Source organism: Paenibacillus sp. 22594 (genome assembly GCF_052044425.1).
Lineage (GTDB): Bacteria > Bacillota > Bacilli > Paenibacillales > Paenibacillaceae > Paenibacillus_AQ.
In genome coordinates, this window is the sequence record NZ_JBQENA010000007.1 from 37,108 (window position 1) to 58,386 (window position 21,279).

Sequence of the window (21,279 nt, forward strand, 5' to 3'; positions counted from 1 at the left end):
ATGCTTATCAAAAAAATAATTAGCCATACTTTATCCGCAGTAATGGTATTTATTTTCGTGGTGCTGGCAGCAGCCGTTGTAGTATCCAGGGCCTCGGGAGGCGAGCCTACTCTTTTTGGATATGAGATCAAGTCGGTGCTTTCCGGTTCAATGGAGCCTGGTATTCAAACCGGATCCATCGTTGCCCTGAAACCCGGAGGAGACATGACCCGGTTCACTAAGGGCGATGTCATCACCTTTATGAGCGAGGATAATGTTCTGATCACTCACCGTATTGTGGATGCTTCAGCAAAAACCGCTGCCGGCGAGGTCATCTATCATACCAAAGGCGATAACAATGACGCCGTGGATATGACCCCCGTAAGTTCAGGGAATATTGTGGCCGAGTACACCGGAGTCACCATTCCTTATGTAGGATATGCCATGAATTTTGCCGCCTCCAAAGCCGGCAGTGTGGTCCTGATGATCGTTCCCGGACTGCTGCTCCTGCTCTATGCGCTCTACAGTTCATGGAAGGCTCTTACGGCGCTTGAGAAAAAAAACACCGTGCTTCCCCAGGCACCTCCGGGAACTGACATACAGCCCTGATCCGATTGTCCGCTTCCGCCTACGAAACGGAAGATACAATATACATTTATCATTCGCTTTACTAATCAGAGGAGGAATTAGAATATGGGTATCAAGAAAACATTGGGTTTTGGCATGGCATCGGCAGCACTCGGTTTGTCTTTGATTGGCGGAGGAACCTTCGCATATTTCAGCGATACTGCGACAAGTACGGCAACCTTCGCAGCAGGCACACTGGATCTGAATTCTGATCCTTCCGTAATCGTGGATATCCCTAACCTGAAACCGGGTGATACCGTAAGCAAAACCTTCAAGCTCAAAAATGACGGAACCCTGGATATCGGCTCAATATTGCTGAAGACCACCACAGAGATTACAGATACGCTTGGCGACAACAACGGTGTCGATCTCAGCAAATTCATCAAGGTTAAATTTCTGAAAAACAATGATAAAGGAACCATTCTCACACCGGAGGTTGTCGTATACGAAACCACACTGGATGCCTTGAAGAGCCAAACCCCCGATCTTGTAAACAATACCGGTCTGGATCAAATCTGGACGGAAGCTGACGGCATCAAAGCTCAGAGCAGCGACAGCTTTACAGTCAAGTTCGAATTCGTTGACAACGGTGAAACGCAGAACTATTTCCAAAAGGATAAGCTGAAGCTGACTTGGAACTTCGAGGCCAAACAAGGCCCTAAAAAAGATTATTAATTCATAACGGACTGCATTCTGAAGCAGCCTACCCTGATTCCGGAGCCGGAGCAGATTAGGCTGTTTTTTCTTTGTAACGATTGATTTTTGTCCGTTTTACGGAAATTTGTTATACTGACAAGTGGAAACGGCTTCGCCGTCATTTAAAGACGGTATCCGCTTCAGCGAGAAATATAAGGATAATTTATAGCGTGAAACATATAAATTCTTATATTTTAACAATAAGTACGGAGGGGCGTTGTAATCGTGCCGGATAATATGGGAAGTCGCATCCACCAACTCCGTCTGGAAAAAGGCTGGTCCTTATCCGAATTAGCGGACAAGGCTGATGTGGCAAAATCATACTTAAGCAATGTAGAAAGAAATATCCAATCCAACCCCTCTATTCAATTCATCGAAAAAATCGCCGATGCGCTCCAGGTGTCTATCCACAGCCTGCTCTATGGCGAGCCCTCAGAGACTGACGAATCCGCACTAGATGGCGAATGGTTCCGGCTCGTTCAGGAAGCCATGGCTTCCGGTATAAGCAAACGGGAATTCAAAGAATTCCTCGATTATCAAAAATGGCGGCTGGAGCAGAAGGATCAATAATGGACGATCGTCCTAGGTTGTCCTAAGGCTCCAGCGATACAGAAAAGGGCACAGCGTATGACCGCTGTGCCCTTTTCTGTATGTATTCCCGCAAAGTAACGCCCCTACATCACCTGCAACGTTGTCTTTTCACTTAAAAACCGGCGGATTTCATCTGCCCCGATGCCTGCTTTCTTCGCCGACATCAGCAAATACACCCATTCTAGATCCAGATCACCCATCAGCAGTTCTCCGTCATTCCCCTGGTTGGACTTATCCAAGATATCTCCTCCTAGAATTTTTGCGTCCCCAGGCAGTCCGGCCGTCGTAGTAGTTGAAGCATTTCTACATTAGACCCGAGACTTTGTGTCCCTGCCTTTCAGCAGGTTTACCCTTTACTGGATCCTTTACATGAAAGGATCTGGTTAGAAAACAATGAAACCGTTATCCGCAATAACATTATATAAGATCTCACAAGAAAAGTGTGTCGATTTATGGAATTTATTTATGACAAGTAGTGCAAAAGAACAGTTTTTTTTGCTGGGATTTGTCCAATAGATATGACCTTAGGAACTGTTCATGAAGCATTTGTGGGCATTCGTAGGTAATTATCACCTTATTATACGGTTCACATCCAGCTTCCGGTAACCGATATCCGTTTTTCATCATTTAAGGACTGAATCATGCCGTTTTGCGAACGGATTCCCCGAAAGTATGAATTGATTACACGCCTTGAAAGTAGCACAATAAGATGAGGAATGAAACCGCAACCATCGCAGCTCCACTGGGCGCCCAAGCCTCATGCGGCACGTGGAGTTCATCCGTTAGGAGGATGTATTCATGGCAGTTAAAGAGCCCTATAACGAATCCATTTGGAGTAAGTATCACGGCCCCAATCTGGGCTACATTCAAGAAAAATATGAGCAATTTGTTCATGATCCTTCATCCGTAGAACATCATTACCGCGATTTGTTTACCGTTTCCGGCCCTCCTCCGCTCGCTCCGGATGCCGTTCAGGCCCCGCAACCGGCCCTTTCGGGAGACACCGCGTGGCTTAGAAAGGCCGTACGAGCTTCCAAGCTAATCGCCAATATTCGTATATATGGCCATATGGCCGCCAATATCGATCCGCTGGAGCAGGGGAACAACCCTATGGCGAAATGGCTGGATTATCAAACCTATGACTTGACCCGCGAGGACCTGATTGCCTTGCCTGCCTCGCTGATCTGGGAGAATGCGCCGCCGGATGTTCATACCGCCTGGGATGCCGTTCACCGGATGCGTCAGGCATATACGCAGACTATCGCCTACGAATTCGGACATGTGCACGACGAACAGGAGCTTCGCTGGCTGAACAGTCAAGCAGAGTCCACAAGCTCCCCCGCGCCGCTGAATAATACTGAGCGCAAAGAGCTGCTGAACCGCCTGATCCAGGTAGAGCAGTTTGAGACCTTCCTGCATAAGACCTTTGTCGGCCAAAAACGCTTCAGCCTGGAAGGCAATGACGCGCTGGTTCCCATGCTGGACGAGATTGTCCGTGCCGCCGCGCATGATGGTGCAGAGCATATCCTGATGGGCATGGCCCACCGCGGACGGCTGAATGTGCTGGCTCATATTCTCGGAAAACCCTATGATATTATTTTCTCGGAATTCCATCATTCTCCGAATAAGGAGCTTTTCCCTTCTGAAGGCTCCATGGGCATTAACTACGGCTGGACCGGCGATGTGAAATACCATCTGGGCGCTGACCGCGCCGTGCGCGAGGGCGAGACCGTCCGGACCCGGATTACACTGGCCAATAACCCAAGCCATCTGGAATTCGTCAACCCTGTCGTTGAAGGCTTTACACGTGCAGCTCAGGAAGACCGGAATTCCCCGGGTTTGCCGCAGCTCGACACGAACAAGGCCATTGCTGTGCTGATGCATGGGGATGCCGCTTTTCCCGGCGAAGGGATTGTTGCGGAAACGCTCAACATCGGCAAGCTCAAAGGGTACTCCAATGGCGGTACGGTGCATATTATCGTCAATAACCGGATCGGTTTCACTACCGAAAGTGAAGATTCCCGTTCTACCCATTATGCCAGCGACCTTGCCAAAGGCTATGAAATCCCCGTGGTTCATGTCAATGCCGATGATCCGGAGGCCTGCATCTCGGCTGTCCGCTTGGCCAGCGCCTACCGCAATCAGTTCAAGAAGGATTTCGTGATTGATCTGATCGGATACCGCCGCCACGGCCATAATGAGATGGATGATCCTGAAACCACACAGCCGATTGTGTACGGCAGAGTGCGGAACCATCCCACGGTCTACCGTATCTATGCGGAACGCCTGCAGCGGGAGAAGATCATCACAGCAGATGATGTGAGCCAGATGAACCTTGATGCCGAAAAAGTGCTGCAGGAAGCCTTCGACCTGATGAAGGATGGCAAGCGTAAGAACGGAGAAGCCAAAACCTCGGTACCACTCGAAACGGAAGCAGCCCAGCCGCAATCCACGGCGGTGCAGCTGGAGCAGCTGCAGCAGATCAACCGGGAGCTGCTTACGGTACCGGAAGGCTTCAAGGTGTATCCGAAGCTGGAGCGGATTCTGCAGCGCCGCAAGGATGCGCTGAATGACGGGGAACGGGTAGACTGGGCACTGGCCGAAACGCTGGCATTCGCCACTATCCTGAAGGACGGTACGCCGATCCGCCTAAGCGGCCAGGATTCCCAGAGAGGGACCTTCGCCCACCGTCATCTGGTGCTGCACGACAGCGAGACAGGTGCGCTGTTCTCTCCGCTGCACCAGCTTAGCAATTCCAAGGCCTCCTTCGGGGTGTACAACAGCCCGCTCTCGGAAGCCTCGGTACTCGGCTACGAATACGGCTACAATGTGTTCGCGCCAGAAACCTTCGTGATCTGGGAAGCACAGTATGGCGACTTTGCCAATGCCGCTCAGGTTATCATCGACCAGTTCATCGCTGCCGGACGCGCGAAATGGACCCAGCGCAGCAATCTGACGATCCTGCTGCCGCATGGGTATGAAGGGCAAGGCCCTGAGCACTCCAGTGCCCGGCTGGAACGGTATCTGCAGCTCTCCGCTGAGGAGAACTGGACCGTAGCCAATCTCAGCTCCGCTGCGCAGTATTTCCATCTTCTGCGCCGTCAGGCAGCCTTGTGCGGCAAGGGGGATGCCCGCCCGCTCGTGATCATGGCTCCGAAGAGCTTGATCCGTAACCCGCGCAGCACCTCCTCCGGAGCCGAGCTGGCTTCCGGCGGATTCCAGCCTGTATTTCCCGAGCCGCTCCTTGGCGGCAGTCCAGGGGAGATCAAACGCCTGGTAGTGTGCAGCGGCAAGGTGACACTCGATCTGCAGACAGAGCTGGAAGCCGCCAAGGATCAGGACTGGTCCTGGCTGCATATCCTCCGTCTGGAGCAGCTCTATCCATTCCCTGAACGGGAACTGGCAGCTCAACTCAGTTCGATGGGTTCCCTTACGGAAATCGTATGGCTGCAGGAAGAGCCGAAGAACATGGGCGGCTGGAGTTATGCCGAGCCCCGGCTGCGGGCCATCGCCCCGCAGAACGTCAAGGTGCAGTATATCGGCCGTCCGGAGCGTTCCAGCCCGGCCAGCGGTTATGCGGACGTGCATGCTTTTGAGCAACGTCGTATAGTAACAGAAGCCCTGAAATTGAACTCGCAAGTACAAGCGGCTGTACCGTCTTCCAGATAGAGGGCGGTGTCACGATAATGTAAACTATTCTATTTGGGGAGGTAAGGGCCTGTGTCCGAAATTAAAGTACCCGATTTGGGCGAATCTATTTCCGAAGGAACGATCTACAAATGGCTGGTAAAAGAAGGGGATACGGTCGGCCAGGGAGATGTGCTGGCTGAACTGGAGACTGACAAGGTCAACCTGGAGATCAGTGCAGAGGAGGATGGCGTCATCTCCTCCATTCTGCGCCAGGCCGGCGAGAATGTAGCCGTCGGCGAAGCGATCGGCATCATCGGCAGCGGCGCCGGTACGGCAGGCGCCGAAGCGCCGCAGAGCGCTGCGGCCGGCAAGCCGGAGGCTCCTGCTGCGAGCAGCGAAGCCCCAGCGGCTGCCGCACCGCAGGCAGCGGCGCCAGCTGCCCCCGCCGCACCCGATGCAGCGGCGGCGGGCACTGCGGCCCTGGCTTCGCCGGGGGCGCGCAAGCTCGCGCGGGAGCGGGGCATCGACCTCGGCGAGGTCAGTGCCCGCGACCCCATCGGCCGGATTGCTACGGCCGATGTGAAGGGCCATGGCGCAGCCGGGCCGGAGGCCGCTGCGCCAAGCGCTCCGGCGGCAGCGGCCGCGCCTGCGCCGGTGAAGCCTGCGGCGGCAAGCTCCGCGCCGCAGGAGGAAGGCAAAGCCGTCGAGCGCAAGCGCATGTCGCGCAGACGGCTGACCATCGCGAGCCGCCTCGTCGAGGCGCAGCACACCGCGGCCATGCTGACCACCTTCAACGAGGTGGACATGACCGCGATTCTCGACATCCGCAAGCGCCGCAAGGATGCCTTCAAAGAGAAGCATGATGTCGGACTCGGCTTCATGTCCTTCTTCACCAAAGCGGTGATCGGCGCACTCAAGGCCTACCCGCTGCTGAACGCCGAGATCGACGGCGAGGATCTTCTGATCAAGAAATACTATGACATCGGCATTGCAGTATCTGCCAAGGAAGGCCTCGTAGTACCGGTCGTCCGCGATGCAGACCGGCTGAGCTTCCCGGAAATTGAACGGAAGATCGGTGAGCTGGCCTCCAAGGCACGCACAAATACGCTAAGCCTGCCAGAGCTGCAGGGCGGTACCTTCACTATCACCAATGGCGGGGTTTTCGGCTCGCTCATGTCGACACCAATCCTCAATACACCGCAGGTCGGTATTCTCGGTATGCACAAGATCCAGCTCCGTCCGATCGCCCTGGACGAAGAAAGAAGTGCCAACCGCCCGATGATGTACATCGCACTGTCCTACGATCACCGCATCGTAGACGGCTCCGAAGCGGTTAGCTTCCTCGTCAAGGTCAAGGAATTGCTGGAAGATCCCGAGGCGCTGCTGCTGGAAGGCTGATCCCTTACATCTTCGGACAAGAAATCACCACAAATCTAGAAATAATCTTCTTCAAGAGGGCTACACAGACAGTTTGAACTCGTCTGCGTAGCCCTCTTTCTCTATAACAATTCTATTCCTGCCTACACGGAAACCCCTTACAATTAATTCCCCTTCACAACTATGCCCAGCAGAAAGGTAAGTGGATTATCTCCACCTATTTTTGTCAAAATCATCATTATATAAGTAATTATATGGATTTCATCCACCTAATCCAGGCAATTTTACTTGCATTTCCACTCTAGGGCATAGATTAGTTCTACTTTTTTCCACTATAACAGAGTGAGCTAAGCATCCAACCGATAAGAGACCTCTTGGTTAGGCAAGACGCTTCCTCACCTCAGCAACTCCCATAACCCATCTCCACTCCCCTTATCTGCCCTTCTCTTATCCGCCCTCCTCTCCTCCTTTTCTCATCCTGCAACGCCCTCCTTAAAATTGTTCCTTGACTTTGAGCATACTCCAAGTAGTACATTCATGGCAGGTGGCCACCGTATCTTGGAAGATGAAAAGGGGAACTAAGGAATGACACAACCTACAACCGTTCTGATCACAGGCGCAAATAAAGGGATTGGCTTCGAAACAGCCAGACAACTCGGAGCCCTCGGTCATAGAATCCTGATCGGCTCACGTGATGAGCAGCGTGGCAGCGAAGCGGCAGCCGCTTTGACACAGGAAGGCATCCATGCACACTTTATCCAGCTTGATCTGCAGGACCAGGATAGCATTGCAGCTGCGGCGCAAACGATTGCTAAGGAATATAGTGGTCTTGATGTGCTTATCAACAATGCGGGCATTTCCCTTGGGGGCGGTGCTGCTCCAAGCCAATTGCCGATGGATGACCTCAGAGCAACGTTCGAAACTAACTTTTTCGGTACGATTGCTGTAACCAGAGCTATGCTCCCACTGCTCCTGCAATCTCCGGCTGGACGGATCGTCAACATGTCGAGCGGCCTTGGTTCCTTGACCTTCAACAGCGATCCCCATCACGAGCATGCCGCATTTAATCTGCTTGCGTACAATAGCTCCAAAGCGGCGGTTAACATGGCTACGATTACTTTTGCCAAGGAATTCAAGGATACTCCGCTCAAGATTAATTCAGGAGATCCCGGCTTCACCGCCACCGATCTCAATGGCTTCACCGGTCAACGTACCGTAGAGCAAGGGGCTAAGATTGCTGTACGTCTGGCTACACTGGATGCAGATGGCCCGACAGGAGGATTTTTCGATGAGAATGGAGAAGTTCCTTGGTAATGTTACTCAAGGAGGTTCCAATGGACATTACTGCGCAAGAAATTCCGGAGACCGTCACTTCCATCAGCCAGGCTGCAGAACTGACCGGCTTAACTGAGGATACGATACGCTATTATGAGCGGATTGGTCTGCTGCCGTATGCCGACCGCAAACCCAACGGCCATAGACACTACAGCAAGGACCAGATTCTTGGCATCCGTTTCCTGATGCGCCTCAAGGCTACCGGAATGACACTGGAAGAAATGCGGCATTATCTGGAGCTGACCCATCAGGGCGATGGCACGCTATCCGAACGGTACACCCTGCTGGAAGCGCACAATGACAAAATCGCCCGTGAGATTGCAAAACTCCAAGAGACGCAAGAGGTTATCCGTTATAAGCTCCGCCACTTCCGCGAGCTGGCAGAGAATCCGAATACTGATTCTTACGACTGCGAGACTCCGGATAGCAGCGGTCAATAAGTCCATTCATTCTGAGCTGAATATCAGCCCCCAAATAAACTGTTTCTCCACCTAAGCGTGGACAACGGCTTCATTTGGGGGTCTTTTCAAATTATTCTTTAGATTCTTTTTTTAGTTCACTGAAACTTTTCAAGTGGTGTTGCGTCTGTTTAAATGCATAGTAAATTTCCAAAAAATAGTAAGGGAGGATATTTAGAATGACGAAGTTTTTAAGAACGGGTGTTTTATTGCTATCTATATTTTTCTTAGCATCAGGAGCAGCAATGGCAGCTCCCACGAAAATTGCAGTCATTGTGAACGATGCAACCGTAAATACCGACGTAGCCCCTTATATTAAAGGCGGAACCACGATTGTTCCGTTAAATGTGGTACAACAAATACCGGGTATATCGGTGAAATGGGATAATGCATCCAAAACCATTACCATTACCCGAAAAGGTGAAACTGTAACATTAGTTGCCGGTCAAAAGTTTGCCACCATTGGCTCGAAGAAAGTTGCTTTATCCGTTTCCTCATCTTTGGAAAATGGACGCGTCATGGTACCTTTGCGGTTTATTGCGGAATCGGCCAATGCTCATATCATTTGGAATGCTAATACACGCACCATTTATGTTGCCAAGGCTAGTGATGCTTTAACAACCCAACTGACATCAAAAAACCTGGCTGAAGCACGTTCAGCAGCCGTCCAATACCCTAAAGTAAGTCTGCTAAAAAATTTTAGTGTAACTAACGATAGCCAGAACCAGGACTACTACTTTCCGCAGGGAAAGTCTAATCAGTTCTTCATTTTGGGGGGAAATGGGATCTCCTATTATGAAATAGTCGGCAATCACAGCGAACAACTATGGACTGCACAATTTGATCCGTCCGCCAAATCTTCTAACGAACTGTTCTTCTTACCGTATAAAATAACGAATCAGGACGGCAGCGTGCCTACCCTTAACAGCCGGGTAGCCTTTTATCATCTCATGCTTCCCATCATGGAAGCTACGTATGGCTTTATTGAAACGAATGGCCAAACTACTTCCTTAGGACAAAAAGAAATCAAGCTGAATCGATTTTTTGAAATCCCAGAAGAACAATAAATGCAACTAAAAAAGAGATATCCACCTGCCGTCTGCGCGGAGGGCCTGGATATCTCTTTTTCAGGTAGATTCTCTTTGTCTCTAATTTTCTTAAGCCGACATGTATCTATATATGGCTCAAGCCGTATGCCGTGAAGGCTTCAGGCTCATTCCCTTTTCTCTTGCCTGCTTCTGCACCGGAGGCTTCAGGGAAACCGCAAGGATGCAGGACAGGATACACAGAATTCCGATCACAATGAAGGTAGGCTTGAATCCGCCGAGGAACGCGGCGATGAACGAACCGGATAATGCGCCGAGCCCGAAGCCCTGGTAGACGATTCCATAGTTCTTGCTGTGGTTCTTAAGGCCGAAGAAGTCGCTGACAATGGCCGGGAACACTGTAATATTACCTCCGAAGCAGAAAGCGATTGCTGCCACACAAGCGAAGAACAATCCGTAGCTCAAGGTCGCGTAGCTTAAGATCAGCATCGCTGCGGCGGTGACCAGAAGGGTCGCACTGACCAGCTTCAAGCGGCTCATACGGTCAGACAAGGCTCCCAGAATCAGCCGGCCGGCCGTATTGAAGATGGCGATCATCGCCACGGCATTCGCCGCTGCTGCAATATCCAGACCAGCCAGTTGCACCCCGATATCCTTAACGATACCAATCAGATAGAGACCGCTCATGCAGGCAGTGAAGAAAATGACGAACAGCAGGTATGCTTCCTTCGTACGGAGCATTTCTTTGACGGTATAGTCTTTCACCGGAACCGGAACAGCAGGGCCAGCAGCTGAAAGAGCTGCTTTGCCCCTTGTAGCTTGTGCCGGGGCGGCAACAGGTGCTTCCCGAACCAGCAGTGAACCCACAACGATCATAACCATAACCATAAGGCCCCAATACAAGAAAGCATTAGACACCCCTGCCGACTCAATCAGACTACCGTTGATATATTTGAACACCAGGCTTCCTGTTCCATAGGCACCTACCGATACACCTGAGATTAAGCCTTTATTCTTCGGAAACCATTTTATCAGATTGGACAGCGACGTAATGTACGCCGTTCCATCTGCAAACCCGACAACTACACCGGCCAGCAGGTAAAACATCGGAAGGGAGCTGGCCTGTGAACTTAGGATCAGACCCAGACCCAGCATAATCCCTGCGGCAGCGGTCAGTCTGCGGAGGCCGAACCGGTCCTGCAGTTTCCCCGCGAACAGCGTCGCGAAGGCCAGGGCAAAGCTGGTAATGGAAAAGGTTATCGAAACAGAGCTGAGCTCCCAGCCGAATTTACTGACGAGCTGTGCATTGAACAGGCTCCAGGTATAGATCGTGCCCAGTCCCATCTGCATAATCACTGTACCTAACACGATGAGCCACCGCTTGCTGCCCGCTGTAGTCGTTGTCATGGGGTATTCCTTCTTTCTCTCTATTGATCGCTTCGAGGCCTTCTTTGCCTCTTCATTGTAGCGATAATGCACTTTCTTGAGAGAAATCCGGAATGAGATGACTGGATCAGGGAATGAACTGCCGCTAGATGCGCATGATCTGCCTGAATTCCTTCACCTTGCTGCGGCTGACCGGCACTTCATAGTCCAGATCGCGAAGCCGGAGCAGGTAGGTATTATTGAACCAGGGGATGATTTCCTTGATTTTGGACAGATTCACGACATATGAGCGGTGACAGCGGAAGAAGCGGTCCTGCGGCAATCGGCTGTGAAACTCACTGATGCTTAAGGCCATACTGTACTCCTCCCCTTTGGTGATGACACTTGTCGTCTTCTCCTGGGCGGAAGCATAATAGATGTCATCGGCATCGACGACGATGATCTTCTCATTTTTCCACAGATTGACCTTATCGCTGACCTTCACATGTTCTTCCCCCGCCTGATGTCCGCGTGCAGCAAATGCCCCCTCCAGCTTACTCAGCATCGCCTTGATTCTCATTTCACTGTAGGGCTTCAGAATATAGTCAAAAGCTTCAATCTCAAACGCCTCGGCAGCATGCTCCTTATACGCAGTAATGAACACGATATAGGGCTTGACCGAGAACCGGCTGATATTCTGGGCCAGCAGTACACCGTCAATGGAAGGAATATTGATATCCAGAAAAAGCACATCCACTTCCTCCGTCTGCAGATACTTCAGCGCGTCCAGCCCGTCCTCAAACTCGGCGGCAATTCTTATGTTGCTGTGTGCCCCGATCAGAAAAGCAAGCTCCTGCCTTGCCAGTACTTCATCCTCTACAATTATCGCTCTCATCGCTGCTCCTTTGTGACGTCGAAATAGATCTCCGTCCCTTTATCCAGCCTGTGGATCGTCAAGCCATTGCCGTATATCAGCTTTACCCGCTGATGCACATTGTACAGCCCGATTTTGTTATCCGGCATATCTCCGCTGTAGACCTTCTCAATCGTTTCCTCATTGATCCCTATACCCGTATCGGTAATACCGATCCGCACCATGCCACCCAGATCCTTCACGGAAATCGTCACCGTCCCTTGGCCCTTCGCCTTCAGGATGCCATGGACAATCGCATTCTCCACCAGCGGCTGAATGATCAGACTGGGAATCCGCACCTCTACCTCGTCAATGTCATAGTCCACGGCTAGACGGCTGCCGAAGCGCGCTTTTTCGATCTCTACATATTGCTGGACCTGCTGCAGCTCGCGCCGGATATCAATGAACTCATCGGTCAGCTCCAGATTGTAGCGCATATAGCCTGACAGATTGACGATCAGCTCCCGCGCCTTATCCGGGTCGATGCGGATGGAAGAAATGATCGCGTTCAGCGCATTGAACAGAAAATGGGGATTAATGCTTGTCTGCAGCGCCTTTAGCTCCGCCTTGTTGGCCATCTCCTTGATGCCCTCCACCCGGGACACCTCCATCAGCGTAGAGATAATCTGCGACAGCCCCACCGCCATCGCCTGCAGCGAATAGGTGATTTTATGGGCTTTGGTGTAATAAATCTTGAGCGCGCCCGTGACCTCGCCCTTCTCTTTGAGCGGGATAATGATTAGTGAGCGGATCGCCCGGTTCATATATTCCGTATCATCGTCGCGGATGGTAATCTCGCCGCTTCGGAGGGTCATTTTCGTTTCTTCGCTGATAATCTCGTTTGCTTCCGCGTAATATTCCTCTCCAACGCCAACATAGGCGCGGATGTAACGGGTATCGGTAATGGCGACTGCATCGGCTCCAATATCCTCCTTGATGATCCCGCATATGGTCCGCAGCGACTGGGGGTTGATGTTCCGGAAATACGGCAGCGTCTTATTGGCAATGTCGAGGGCCAGCTTGGACTGCTTCGCCGCAATCCGCTCCTTCTCGCCTTCCACGCTCTGCACGAGCATGACGATAAGACCCACACTGATCTGGCCGACAATCATCGGAAAAGCAATCTTGGATACGATGTCCGCACCCAGGGACGCCGGATTCGCCATAACCAGAATCAGCACCATCGTCAGCGCTTCACAGGCCATTCCGGCCAGAATTCCCGCAATCCAGCGGCGCTCTGCGGAGGTCCGGCGATAAATGACACCCGAGACAATCCCCGCCGTAATGCTCGTAATCAGGCAGGGCACTGAAGTGATTCCTCCGATATCAATGAGAAAACGATGAACCCCGGAGATCATCCCGGTAATCAGGCCTACCCATGGGCCAAACAGAATCCCTCCGGCTACGATGGCGATGATCCGCACATTCACCAGGGAGCCTTCTACATTTATACCTGTATAGGTTCCTAGGATTGCAAACAGACTGAAGACCACCGTCACCATCGCGAGTTCCTGGGGAGCATACGCCCCTTTAACGAAGATCTCCTTAAACCGCGGCACCCGTGTCAGCACGAACAGACACATCAGCAGCAGCGCCGCCCTCTCAAACAATTGCAGCAGTATCGTCAGATTATGTCCCACAGCCACGCCTCCAAAGGTCAATCTATCGGTCCATTATAGAATGCACCTTGCTGCATAAGCAATCCAATATATAAACTGAACTTAAGATAAGGTTTATAATGAGAATAATGCGTGTAATTCATGGAGGTGCTGATGCTGCGGATACAGAATGAAGAGGATTTGCTGCAGGCGGTGAAAGAAGATCGCTGGATGATGGATATTTTGGCGGCTGCAAGGGGGCTGCAATTAACAGACTCCTGGGTATGCGCCGGATTTGTGCGCTCCAAAGTGTGGGATGTACAGCATGGCTTTACTGAAAGAACACCCTTGGCGGATGTTGATGTGATCTATTACGACCCGGAAGACCTCCGGGAGGAGATCGAGAAGGTCTGGGAGGAGAAGCTGCGGAGTGTATACCCTTCTATCCCCTGGTCAGTCAAAAACCAGGCGAGAATGCATGCGGTTAACGGCATCGCCCCGTACTCCTCGTCCACAGACGGCATGTCCAAATTCCCCGAGACAGCGACTGCGTTAGGTCTTGCGATGGACGAACACGGGGAGCTTAGGTTGGCCGCTCCGCACGGGGTCTCGGATGTGATCCATATGATCGTCCGCCCCTCCCCGCATTTTAGCGCCAACCCCAAGCTGCATCCGATCTATGAATCCCGGATAGCGAAGAAGAACTGGCAGCGGATCTGGAATCAGCTTCAAGTCCTTTCCATACAGGATTAATCGGTCTGAGCCTACACTGCCAGGTCGATGCCCACCACACCAACAATCTCTCCCCGCCGGTCCTTGATCGCTCTGGAGAGAGTAATGCACGATTGCTTCGTGATGGCTACACTGTCCTTTATTGAACAATGTAGCCGTTATAGTTTTCCTGATTAGAGCTGGCTGGATGGCCTCATTAGATTCGACGGCAGGCTAATTGGAAAAAGTGAACTTAAATCGGTCTCATCCCGGTTCTCCGCAAGCGCTAGTTGGAAAAAGTAGATCTAATCCGCCCCATTTCCATCCTTTCGGGTGAGTTTGCTTAAATCAAGTCTACTTTTTCCCACTATTCCCTCAACAGAAAGCCGTTTCGTCTATTGAAGTGGACTTGTTTCACTTCACTTCCTGCAGTTCCCCACACGATACCCTTGTGTCTTTTGATTCTACAGTACCTCTTGCATAGCAGAACCCGCAGGTCTCTTATTCCAGCATCCCCCGTGCAATCCAGACCCCGGCAGCACCGGCCTGAGCCAGCCCGCGGGTGATGCCCGCTCCGTCACCGCCGCAGTAGAGACCGGAAATTTCCGTTTCCAGCTTCTCTGTCAGCTTCGGCCGGGCGGAATAGAATTTCGCTTCCACGCCATAGAACAGCGTATGCTCGGAGGCAATGCCTGGGGTGACTTTTTCCAGTGCCTCTACCATTTCAATCAGACTCTTCATCGTTGTATACGGCAGCACCAGTCCGAGATCACCAGGCACCGCTTCCTTCAGCGTAGGCTCCAGAAACCCTTCCTTAATCCGTGTTTCAGTGGAGCGCCGTCCGCGCAGAATATCCCCATATTTCTGGACAATGACACCTCCGCTGGACAGATCATTAGCCCGCTTGCAGATTTCCCGCGCGTATTCATTCGGCTTGTCAAAAGGCTCCGTAAAGGTATGCGAAACCAGCAGCGCAAAGTTGGTATTCATGGATCCCAGCGCAGGGTCTTTGTAGGAATGCCCATTGGCCGCCATCACTCCGCTGTGATTCTCCACGACAACATGTCCGGAAGGATTGCTGCAGAACGTACGGACACGTGTGCCTACGGAGGTATTGAAGATGAACTTTCCTTCATAGAGATGCTCATTAATCTCCCGCATTACGACGTCCGACGTTTCCACTCTTACGCCAACATCCACCTGATTGTTGTACATCTTGAGCCGGCGTTTCTTCAGCACATCCGTCAGCCATGCCGAGCCGTCACGCCCCGGAGCGATCATAACCTTGCCTGCCTCATAGCTCTCACCATTCTTTAGCACAATCCCTGTAATCCGGTGTTTGCCCTCTTCTTTAGCTGTAACGATATCTTGAACCTCAGTTTTGAACAGCATATCTATGCGTGTCCGCAAATATTCATATATGGATTTCAGGATTTCCAAGTTCTGCTCTGTTCCGAGATGACGCACCTGCGCCCGTAGCAGCTTAAGCCCGGCGGCGTATCCCCGCTGCTCAATGCCTCGGATGCTTTCGGTTGTCGGATCCGTAATGACCGGTGTAGCTCCATGCTCCAGATTGATGTCATCTACATACTGGATTAGCTCCAGCACTTTGGACGGTGCAAGATAATCGGTCATCCAGCCGCCAAATTCCGTGGTGATATTGAACTTGCCATCGCTGTAGGCACCCGCTCCCCCAAATCCGGCGGTAATGGAGCAGGCAGGCAGACAGCCGGCGAATTCCTTGCGTCCCGAGGCTGGAGGGCAGAGTTTGATTTTCTCCTCCAGAATCGGGCAATTGCGCCGGTAGATGTCGTGACCCTTGTCCACCAGCAGCACTTTCAACTCAGGGGCTTTGCGCGTCAATTCATAGCAGGCGAAGATTCCGGCCGGTCCGGCACCTACGACAATCACATCATATTTACTCATCGGTTTCTCTGTTCCTCCCAGGATGAAACGGGCCTCACATGTCCAGCAAGGGCGGTATCCGTTTCTGCGGTAATCATAGTTCTTCTATAACGCAGCACAAAAAATCCTGACCACTTCATAGGTATGCTAAAAGCATCCTATTCGTAGCCAGGAATTTACGGTTCCCTGTAGAAACCCCCAAACCTTATCTTTGAGGATATACGAACAGCTAATCATTGTTTTATCAGCCAATAGGAATATTACAGAACATATGCGAATGTGTCAAGGAAGTTTAATGTCAATAATTCGTGTTCCATGCACATCCGGCATATAAACTCTAAAGAATGCACAAAATAAATACCTAAACACGAACATTCAAAATCCTAACTTATTTGTATTGATGAATAAATCCCAAGATAGGAAACTGCAGATTCCAATATATAGTACGAATGTCTCATTCATTTTTTGGAGGAAAAGCGTGAGTTTTGTCGAATGTATAGATACATTGCCACTGGAAAAGAGGAACATCCTATGCATATTCCACCGCCAACTCCTCGCCAAACGTACTGGAACCGTCTGATCCTGAATGCATTCTGGGTAGTACTACTTGTCTATCTGGCCACTGAGATCGTTGTCTCTTTATCCATAAGCGGGGAACGCCCCGACTTTTCAGGTAAAAGCTTCTTCATCAATAATATACTGATTCCTGACCTTATCATTCTGGGTTGCTTGCTTATACTGGAAGCCATACATAAATGGCGTCCTTTGTTGTCAGAACTCTCCATCATTATTGCCAGCCATTTGATCGCAATATTGATGATTACGAATATTAGTAACGAATTCCATGTGAAGCCGCTGATTATGCTCATCCCTTTGCTAGTCTCCATGCTCTATTTGAGAAATATCTATTTGAAAGCCAGTTCCATTCTTTGTCTGATGTATATGATCCTGCTATTCCTGAGTACACATGCTTCTGACTATATGGTGCGCGTCCAAAATATTATGATTGCCCTAATCTTAACAGGGGCTGCTCTTGCGGGTTTCGGCATCATTGCCCGGGGACGTGAACTGATGAATTCTCTGGAAAACTCGCTGAAATCGGAGCAGGATCTGCGCATTCAAAATATCATTATGGACCGGCTGTCCAAGATTGACCCTTTGACCGATCTGTATAACCACAAAACCTTTCACGAATATCTTGGCTGGCTGATTGACCACCAGCAGAGTAATCCGTTTCCAATGCAGCTGGCTATTCTGGATATCGATAATTTCAAAAAAGTTAATGATCAGTACGGACACTGGGTCGGTGATATTGTACTGAGACAGGTTGCCGCGATGGTGCTGAAGCATATTGGTGCGGATGATTTCGCCGCCCGGTATGGGGGAGAAGAGTTTGTAGTGATTTTGACGGCCAAGAAGCTGGAGGATTCACGCAGGATCATGACGCGTATTCTAACTGCCATTGCCGAGATGCCTATTACCGAAATGGATGGAGCTTCAATAACCGTCAGCATAGGCATGCATGACTACACCGGTACGGACTCCAAAAGCTCCACCTTTCAGCAGGCAGATGATGCACTGTACGAGGCCAAAAAATCCGGCAAGAACAAAATCGTTATTGCCTGATTAAACGGTCATACATTCAAAAAAGGCCTCAGAGCAAGAAGCTCTGAAGCCTTTTTCATGCCATGCTGAAACGGAATTTATTCATTGCAGATATTCGGGTCCATGACGTCTATGAGGCTCCAGCAGCTCAATCACTCCGCGCTCCGGCACCGGACGGCTAATGAGATATCCCTGTACCTTGTCACAATCCGATTCCTTGAGGAACGCCAGTTGGTCAGCATCCTCTACACCTTCTGCCACAACCTCCAGCCCCATCTTATGTCCCAGAATGATGATGGTTTGGACGAAGGATTGGCTGTAGGCCTTTTCCACCAGCGAGTCGATGAAGATTTTGTCCATTTTGAGTGTGGAGATCGGTAACTGCTGCAAATAGCTCAGGGATGAATAACCGGTTCCAAAATCATCCAGAGCGATGCGAATCCCGCGGGATTTCAGGAATTCCAGCTTACTTACTGTGTTCTCAAAGGATTCCATGAAAATGGATTCCGTAATTTCAAGCTCCAGACAATTAGGCGCAAGGCCGCTTTCCCTCAGACTATCGAGCACAATCTCTACGAAATCATCCTGCAGCAACTGAATAATGGATATGTTTACTGAAATTTTGTAGGGTAGGCCCGTTCGGTCATTGATGCTTTTCATGAAATTGCAGGCCTCTCTAAGCACCCACTCCCCGATATAGATGATCAGTCTGGAATCTTCGGCAATTTTGATAAAGGATAGCGGAGATACAAAGCCCAGGATTGGACTGTTCCAGCGAATCAGCGCTTCAAAGCCCGAGATAAGTCCTGTCCGGATATCCACCTGCGGCTGGTAATGCAGCTGAAATTCATTGTTATTCATCGCACTGCGCAGATGTTTCTCAATGTTCATCCGTTCATTGAATGGCATATGCATGGACTTGTCGTAGACCACAAAGGTGTTTTTCCCTTCCTCTTTGGCTCTGTACATGGCAACATCGGCATTCATCAGAATCTCTTCCGTAGTTTCACCGTCTTCCGGGTAGAAGGAAATCCCAATACTCACGGAAACATACAAATTGCTCTCTCCGATCAAAAATGACCTGCGGAAGGAACGCAGAATACTCTCTGCCAGTTCCAGGACCTCTATACGGTCCTCTGTATCTTTGACAAACACCACAAACTCATCACCGCCTAGCCGGGACAGCATGTCCCCTTCGCGCACAACGGACTGCAGCCGTTCACTGGCCTGACGGATCAGGATATCACCGGATTTATGGCCCAGCGTATCATTAATATATTTGAAATTATCCGTATCTACGAACAGAAGTGCCGCCTTGCCTCCGGGACGGTGGAAATAACTCTCCATGGTCTCCAGCAAAAGAATACGGTTGGGCAGATTACTGAGTGAATCCATATACGCCAAACGGTGCATATTCTTTTGATTCTCCAGCAGCATATCATACTGGCCTACAAGCTCATCCTGCGTGGCTGTCAGCTGCTCATAGGTGGCTTCAAGCTCCTGGTAGCTGTTGCTTAGCTGGAACTCAGCCTGCTTGCGCTTGCTGATATCAATCAAGGAGCCCAGGAACAACATCATTTGGTCTTTGTGGTCTACAATAGCCTTGCCGCGTACTTCAAACCAGACGTAGCTGTTGTCCTTAGTGCGCATCCGGTACTCCAGTTCATAGATTGGGGTCAGTCCGGCCAAGTGATCCTGCCGGGCTTTACGCGCGGGCTCCTGGTCGTCGGGATGGATGATGCTGAGAACACCGCCCTCGAACCTGTTGATCTCTTCTTCCGTGTAGCCCATGACCTCATACCAGCGTTCCGACAGTTTATAAACACCGCTCTCGTAATCTAGTTCCCACATATAGGCACCGGAGCCCTCGGAAGCGAGCCGGAACCGGCGTTCACTTACGCTAAGTTTGTTCAACTGATCTTTCAGTTCCTCTTCGGTCGCCGACAGCTCTTCGTATGTGGCCTCCAGCTCCTCATAGCTGAGCTGCAGCTTGAGCTCGTTCTGCTTGCATTCATCAATATCCATCCCGACGAGCACGAATATATCCTCTGCCTGCGGGTCCATTCCACGGATCAGCGTTGTCCGGAACGAGAAGTAGCGTGCTTCGTGTGAATGTGCCGGAAGCTTCATCTCCACATTACTTACGTAATCTTGATGCACCGCCCGGATGAGAAGCTCTCTTAGCATTTCCGTCCCGCCATCGAGCCCCGAAATCTTCTCGAGGCTCGTATCCAGCACATCTTTCTCGCTAAGTCCGGTCATTGCTGCCGCATACTGGTTGAACTTTACAACCCGCTTATCCCCGTGTACCGCCCATACAATCATGCCGCTGTGCTCAATGACATCCCCGAAAAACTCCTGCTCCGAATGAATGGTCCGCCGGAGATGCCTGATATATACTCTGAGCGCAGCAATCACGGTGGCCAAGAGTAATATACCAATGACAATTCCGGATATCATCCGGCCACGCATCATCGCTCTGAAGTTATCGGAATGGGTATAAAAGTATTGCTGGTACAGTTCATCAAAAGCTCCCGATCGCTCTAGTCGGTCCAGCCGCCCGTTAATATAAGAAACAAGCTGAGGCTCAGACTTGCTGACGCCAAAAGCGACATCTAAGGGGTATAAATTACTCATTTTCCGGATAATATTGCCGGTCAAGCCCTGCTCAACGATTAAATAGTCTACCACTCCCTGATTCTCAAAGAGCAGGTCAATCTCGCCTTTCCGCAGGGCTTCCAGCGCTTCCGGTATTGTTGCATATTCTATGTATTGTGAGGCATCTGTTTCATTGCGCAGAACGGTCTCGGAATATTGGTCCTTGCCGACGCCGACTATGTAATTCTTCAGATTGCTTAGCTTGATTTCTTCTTGGAGCGCCTGACGGGAATAGACCGATATATAGCTTTTGAGTACAGGCTGTGAGAACAGGATCTCCTTCTTCCGTTCCTTAGTTATGGCCGTAAGACCTGTTGTATCAATTTCTCCCCGCATCAGCCTTTTGTATGTATCTTCCCATTCGCCGGTACTGTAGTGAATCAGATACTCCCTCTTCTCAAAAATCATACTCGTCAGGTTAATATCGAAGCCGGTCAGGTATCCGTTCTGTATATACTTGTATGGCGGATAATCGAGTTCTGCCTGGTATCGGATTTCCTGTCTTTCGGCGTGAGCGAATGCAGGGGGCGCAAGCATGAGCACAATGCTAATTAGAAGCAAGAGTTTACACCGCTTCATCGCAATTCTCCTTTTTCCAAAATATAAGAATTTTCATGCTTCACGCTATCACTTATATCAAGCTCTATTCGACAAAAAACGGTATGTTTCCTGCAAGCGGCCCCTGTAACTGCGATAAATTATGCAGATCCTCCTAAGTACACCTATAGCAAAAAAATTGAAGTCCTTTATTTTTTTTATATTGCTTTTTAGGTAAAAAGTGTGGA

General features: G+C 50.6%; 16 protein-coding genes and 2 riboswitches. Of the genes, 10 read left to right on the forward strand and 6 right to left on the reverse strand.

Going from position 1 to position 21,279, the window contains the following annotated elements; translation table 11 throughout:
• The 3 genes from sipW to ACTJKB_RS21355 all read left to right on the forward strand — a co-directional run bounded on the left by sipW (position 1) and on the right by ACTJKB_RS21355 (position 1,872).
• Positions 1-588 (forward strand): signal peptidase I SipW, encoded by a 588-nt coding sequence (sipW, locus tag ACTJKB_RS21345; protein ID WP_440836391.1) that lies wholly within the window; start codon positions 1-3, stop codon positions 586-588.
• A gap of 84 nt (positions 589-672) precedes the next feature.
• The gene (locus ACTJKB_RS21350) at positions 673-1,281 is read left to right on the forward strand and encodes a TasA family protein (RefSeq protein WP_440836392.1); all 609 of its coding nucleotides are present in this window, start codon (positions 673-675) and stop codon (positions 1,279-1,281) included.
• 258 nt (positions 1,282-1,539) lie between these two features.
• A complete protein-coding gene (locus tag ACTJKB_RS21355) occupies positions 1,540-1,872 on the forward strand; it encodes a helix-turn-helix domain-containing protein (RefSeq protein WP_074110069.1) in 333 nt (110 codons plus the stop codon).
• A 104-nt stretch (positions 1,873-1,976) separates the two neighbouring features.
• Here ACTJKB_RS21355 and ACTJKB_RS21360 read toward each other — a convergent pair whose 3' ends face one another.
• Positions 1,977-2,132 (reverse strand): anti-repressor SinI family protein, encoded by a 156-nt coding sequence (locus ACTJKB_RS21360; protein ID WP_440836393.1) that lies wholly within the window; start codon positions 2,130-2,132, stop codon positions 1,977-1,979.
• A 28-nt stretch (positions 2,133-2,160) separates the two neighbouring features.
• Positions 2,161-2,254: riboswitch (cyclic di-GMP riboswitch) on the reverse strand.
• A 437-nt stretch (positions 2,255-2,691) separates the two neighbouring features.
• On the opposite strand from ACTJKB_RS21360, the gene ACTJKB_RS21365 reads away from it, so the two are divergent.
• From ACTJKB_RS21365 to ACTJKB_RS21385, 5 genes are all read left to right on the forward strand, one after another.
• The gene (locus tag ACTJKB_RS21365; RefSeq protein WP_440836394.1) at positions 2,692-5,562 is read left to right on the forward strand and encodes a 2-oxoglutarate dehydrogenase E1 component; all 2,871 of its coding nucleotides are present in this window, start codon (positions 2,692-2,694) and stop codon (positions 5,560-5,562) included.
• A gap of 51 nt (positions 5,563-5,613) precedes the next feature.
• A complete protein-coding gene (odhB, locus tag ACTJKB_RS21370) occupies positions 5,614-6,921 on the forward strand; it encodes a 2-oxoglutarate dehydrogenase complex dihydrolipoyllysine-residue succinyltransferase (protein ID WP_440836395.1) in 1,308 nt (435 codons plus the stop codon).
• Positions 6,922-7,485: 564 nt separating this feature from the next.
• Positions 7,486-8,214, forward strand: a complete 729-nt coding sequence (locus tag ACTJKB_RS21375; RefSeq protein WP_440836396.1) for an SDR family oxidoreductase — start codon at positions 7,486-7,488, stop codon at positions 8,212-8,214.
• Between the two features lie 20 nt (positions 8,215-8,234).
• Positions 8,235-8,675, forward strand: a complete 441-nt coding sequence (locus tag ACTJKB_RS21380; protein WP_440836397.1) for a MerR family transcriptional regulator — start codon at positions 8,235-8,237, stop codon at positions 8,673-8,675.
• A gap of 197 nt (positions 8,676-8,872) precedes the next feature.
• Positions 8,873-9,760 carry a copper amine oxidase N-terminal domain-containing protein gene (locus ACTJKB_RS21385; protein ID WP_440836398.1) on the forward strand — a complete coding sequence of 296 codons (888 nt, stop codon included), beginning with the start codon at positions 8,873-8,875 and terminating at the stop codon, positions 9,758-9,760.
• Positions 9,761-9,877: 117 nt separating this feature from the next.
• Here the strand turns inward: ACTJKB_RS21385 and ACTJKB_RS21390 are convergent, their stop codons facing one another.
• The 3 genes from ACTJKB_RS21390 to ACTJKB_RS21400 all read right to left on the reverse strand — a co-directional run bounded on the left by ACTJKB_RS21390 (position 9,878) and on the right by ACTJKB_RS21400 (position 13,600).
• A complete protein-coding gene (locus tag ACTJKB_RS21390; RefSeq protein WP_440836399.1) occupies positions 9,878-11,146 on the reverse strand; it encodes an L-lactate MFS transporter in 1,269 nt (422 codons plus the stop codon).
• 124 nt (positions 11,147-11,270) lie between these two features.
• On the reverse strand, positions 11,271-11,999 hold the full coding sequence (locus ACTJKB_RS21395; RefSeq protein WP_440836400.1) for a LytR/AlgR family response regulator transcription factor: 729 nt from the start codon (positions 11,997-11,999) through the stop codon (positions 11,271-11,273).
• Entirely contained in the window at positions 11,996-13,600 is a 1,605-nt protein-coding gene (locus tag ACTJKB_RS21400; RefSeq protein ID WP_440836661.1) for a LytS/YhcK type 5TM receptor domain-containing protein, read from the reverse strand. Before ACTJKB_RS21400 ends, ACTJKB_RS21395 begins: the two co-directional genes overlap by 4 nt.
• Before the next feature lie 177 nt (positions 13,601-13,777).
• Between ACTJKB_RS21400 and ACTJKB_RS21405 the strand changes: the two genes are divergently transcribed.
• The gene (locus tag ACTJKB_RS21405) at positions 13,778-14,368 is read left to right on the forward strand and encodes a nucleotidyltransferase family protein (RefSeq protein WP_440836401.1); all 591 of its coding nucleotides are present in this window, start codon (positions 13,778-13,780) and stop codon (positions 14,366-14,368) included.
• 459 nt (positions 14,369-14,827) lie between these two features.
• Here ACTJKB_RS21405 and ACTJKB_RS21410 read toward each other — a convergent pair whose 3' ends face one another.
• Positions 14,828-16,252, reverse strand: a complete 1,425-nt coding sequence (locus ACTJKB_RS21410; RefSeq protein WP_440836402.1) for an NAD(P)/FAD-dependent oxidoreductase — start codon at positions 16,250-16,252, stop codon at positions 14,828-14,830.
• Positions 16,253-16,376: 124 nt separating this feature from the next.
• Positions 16,377-16,476, reverse strand: a riboswitch (purine riboswitch).
• Between the two features lie 286 nt (positions 16,477-16,762).
• On the opposite strand from ACTJKB_RS21410, the gene ACTJKB_RS21415 reads away from it, so the two are divergent.
• A complete protein-coding gene (locus ACTJKB_RS21415) occupies positions 16,763-17,857 on the forward strand; it encodes a GGDEF domain-containing protein (RefSeq protein ID WP_440836403.1) in 1,095 nt (364 codons plus the stop codon).
• An 81-nt stretch (positions 17,858-17,938) separates the two neighbouring features.
• Here the strand turns inward: ACTJKB_RS21415 and ACTJKB_RS21420 are convergent, their stop codons facing one another.
• On the reverse strand, positions 17,939-21,073 hold the full coding sequence (locus ACTJKB_RS21420; protein ID WP_440836404.1) for an EAL domain-containing protein: 3,135 nt from the start codon (positions 21,071-21,073) through the stop codon (positions 17,939-17,941).
• Between the last annotated feature and the right edge of the window lie 206 nt (positions 21,074-21,279).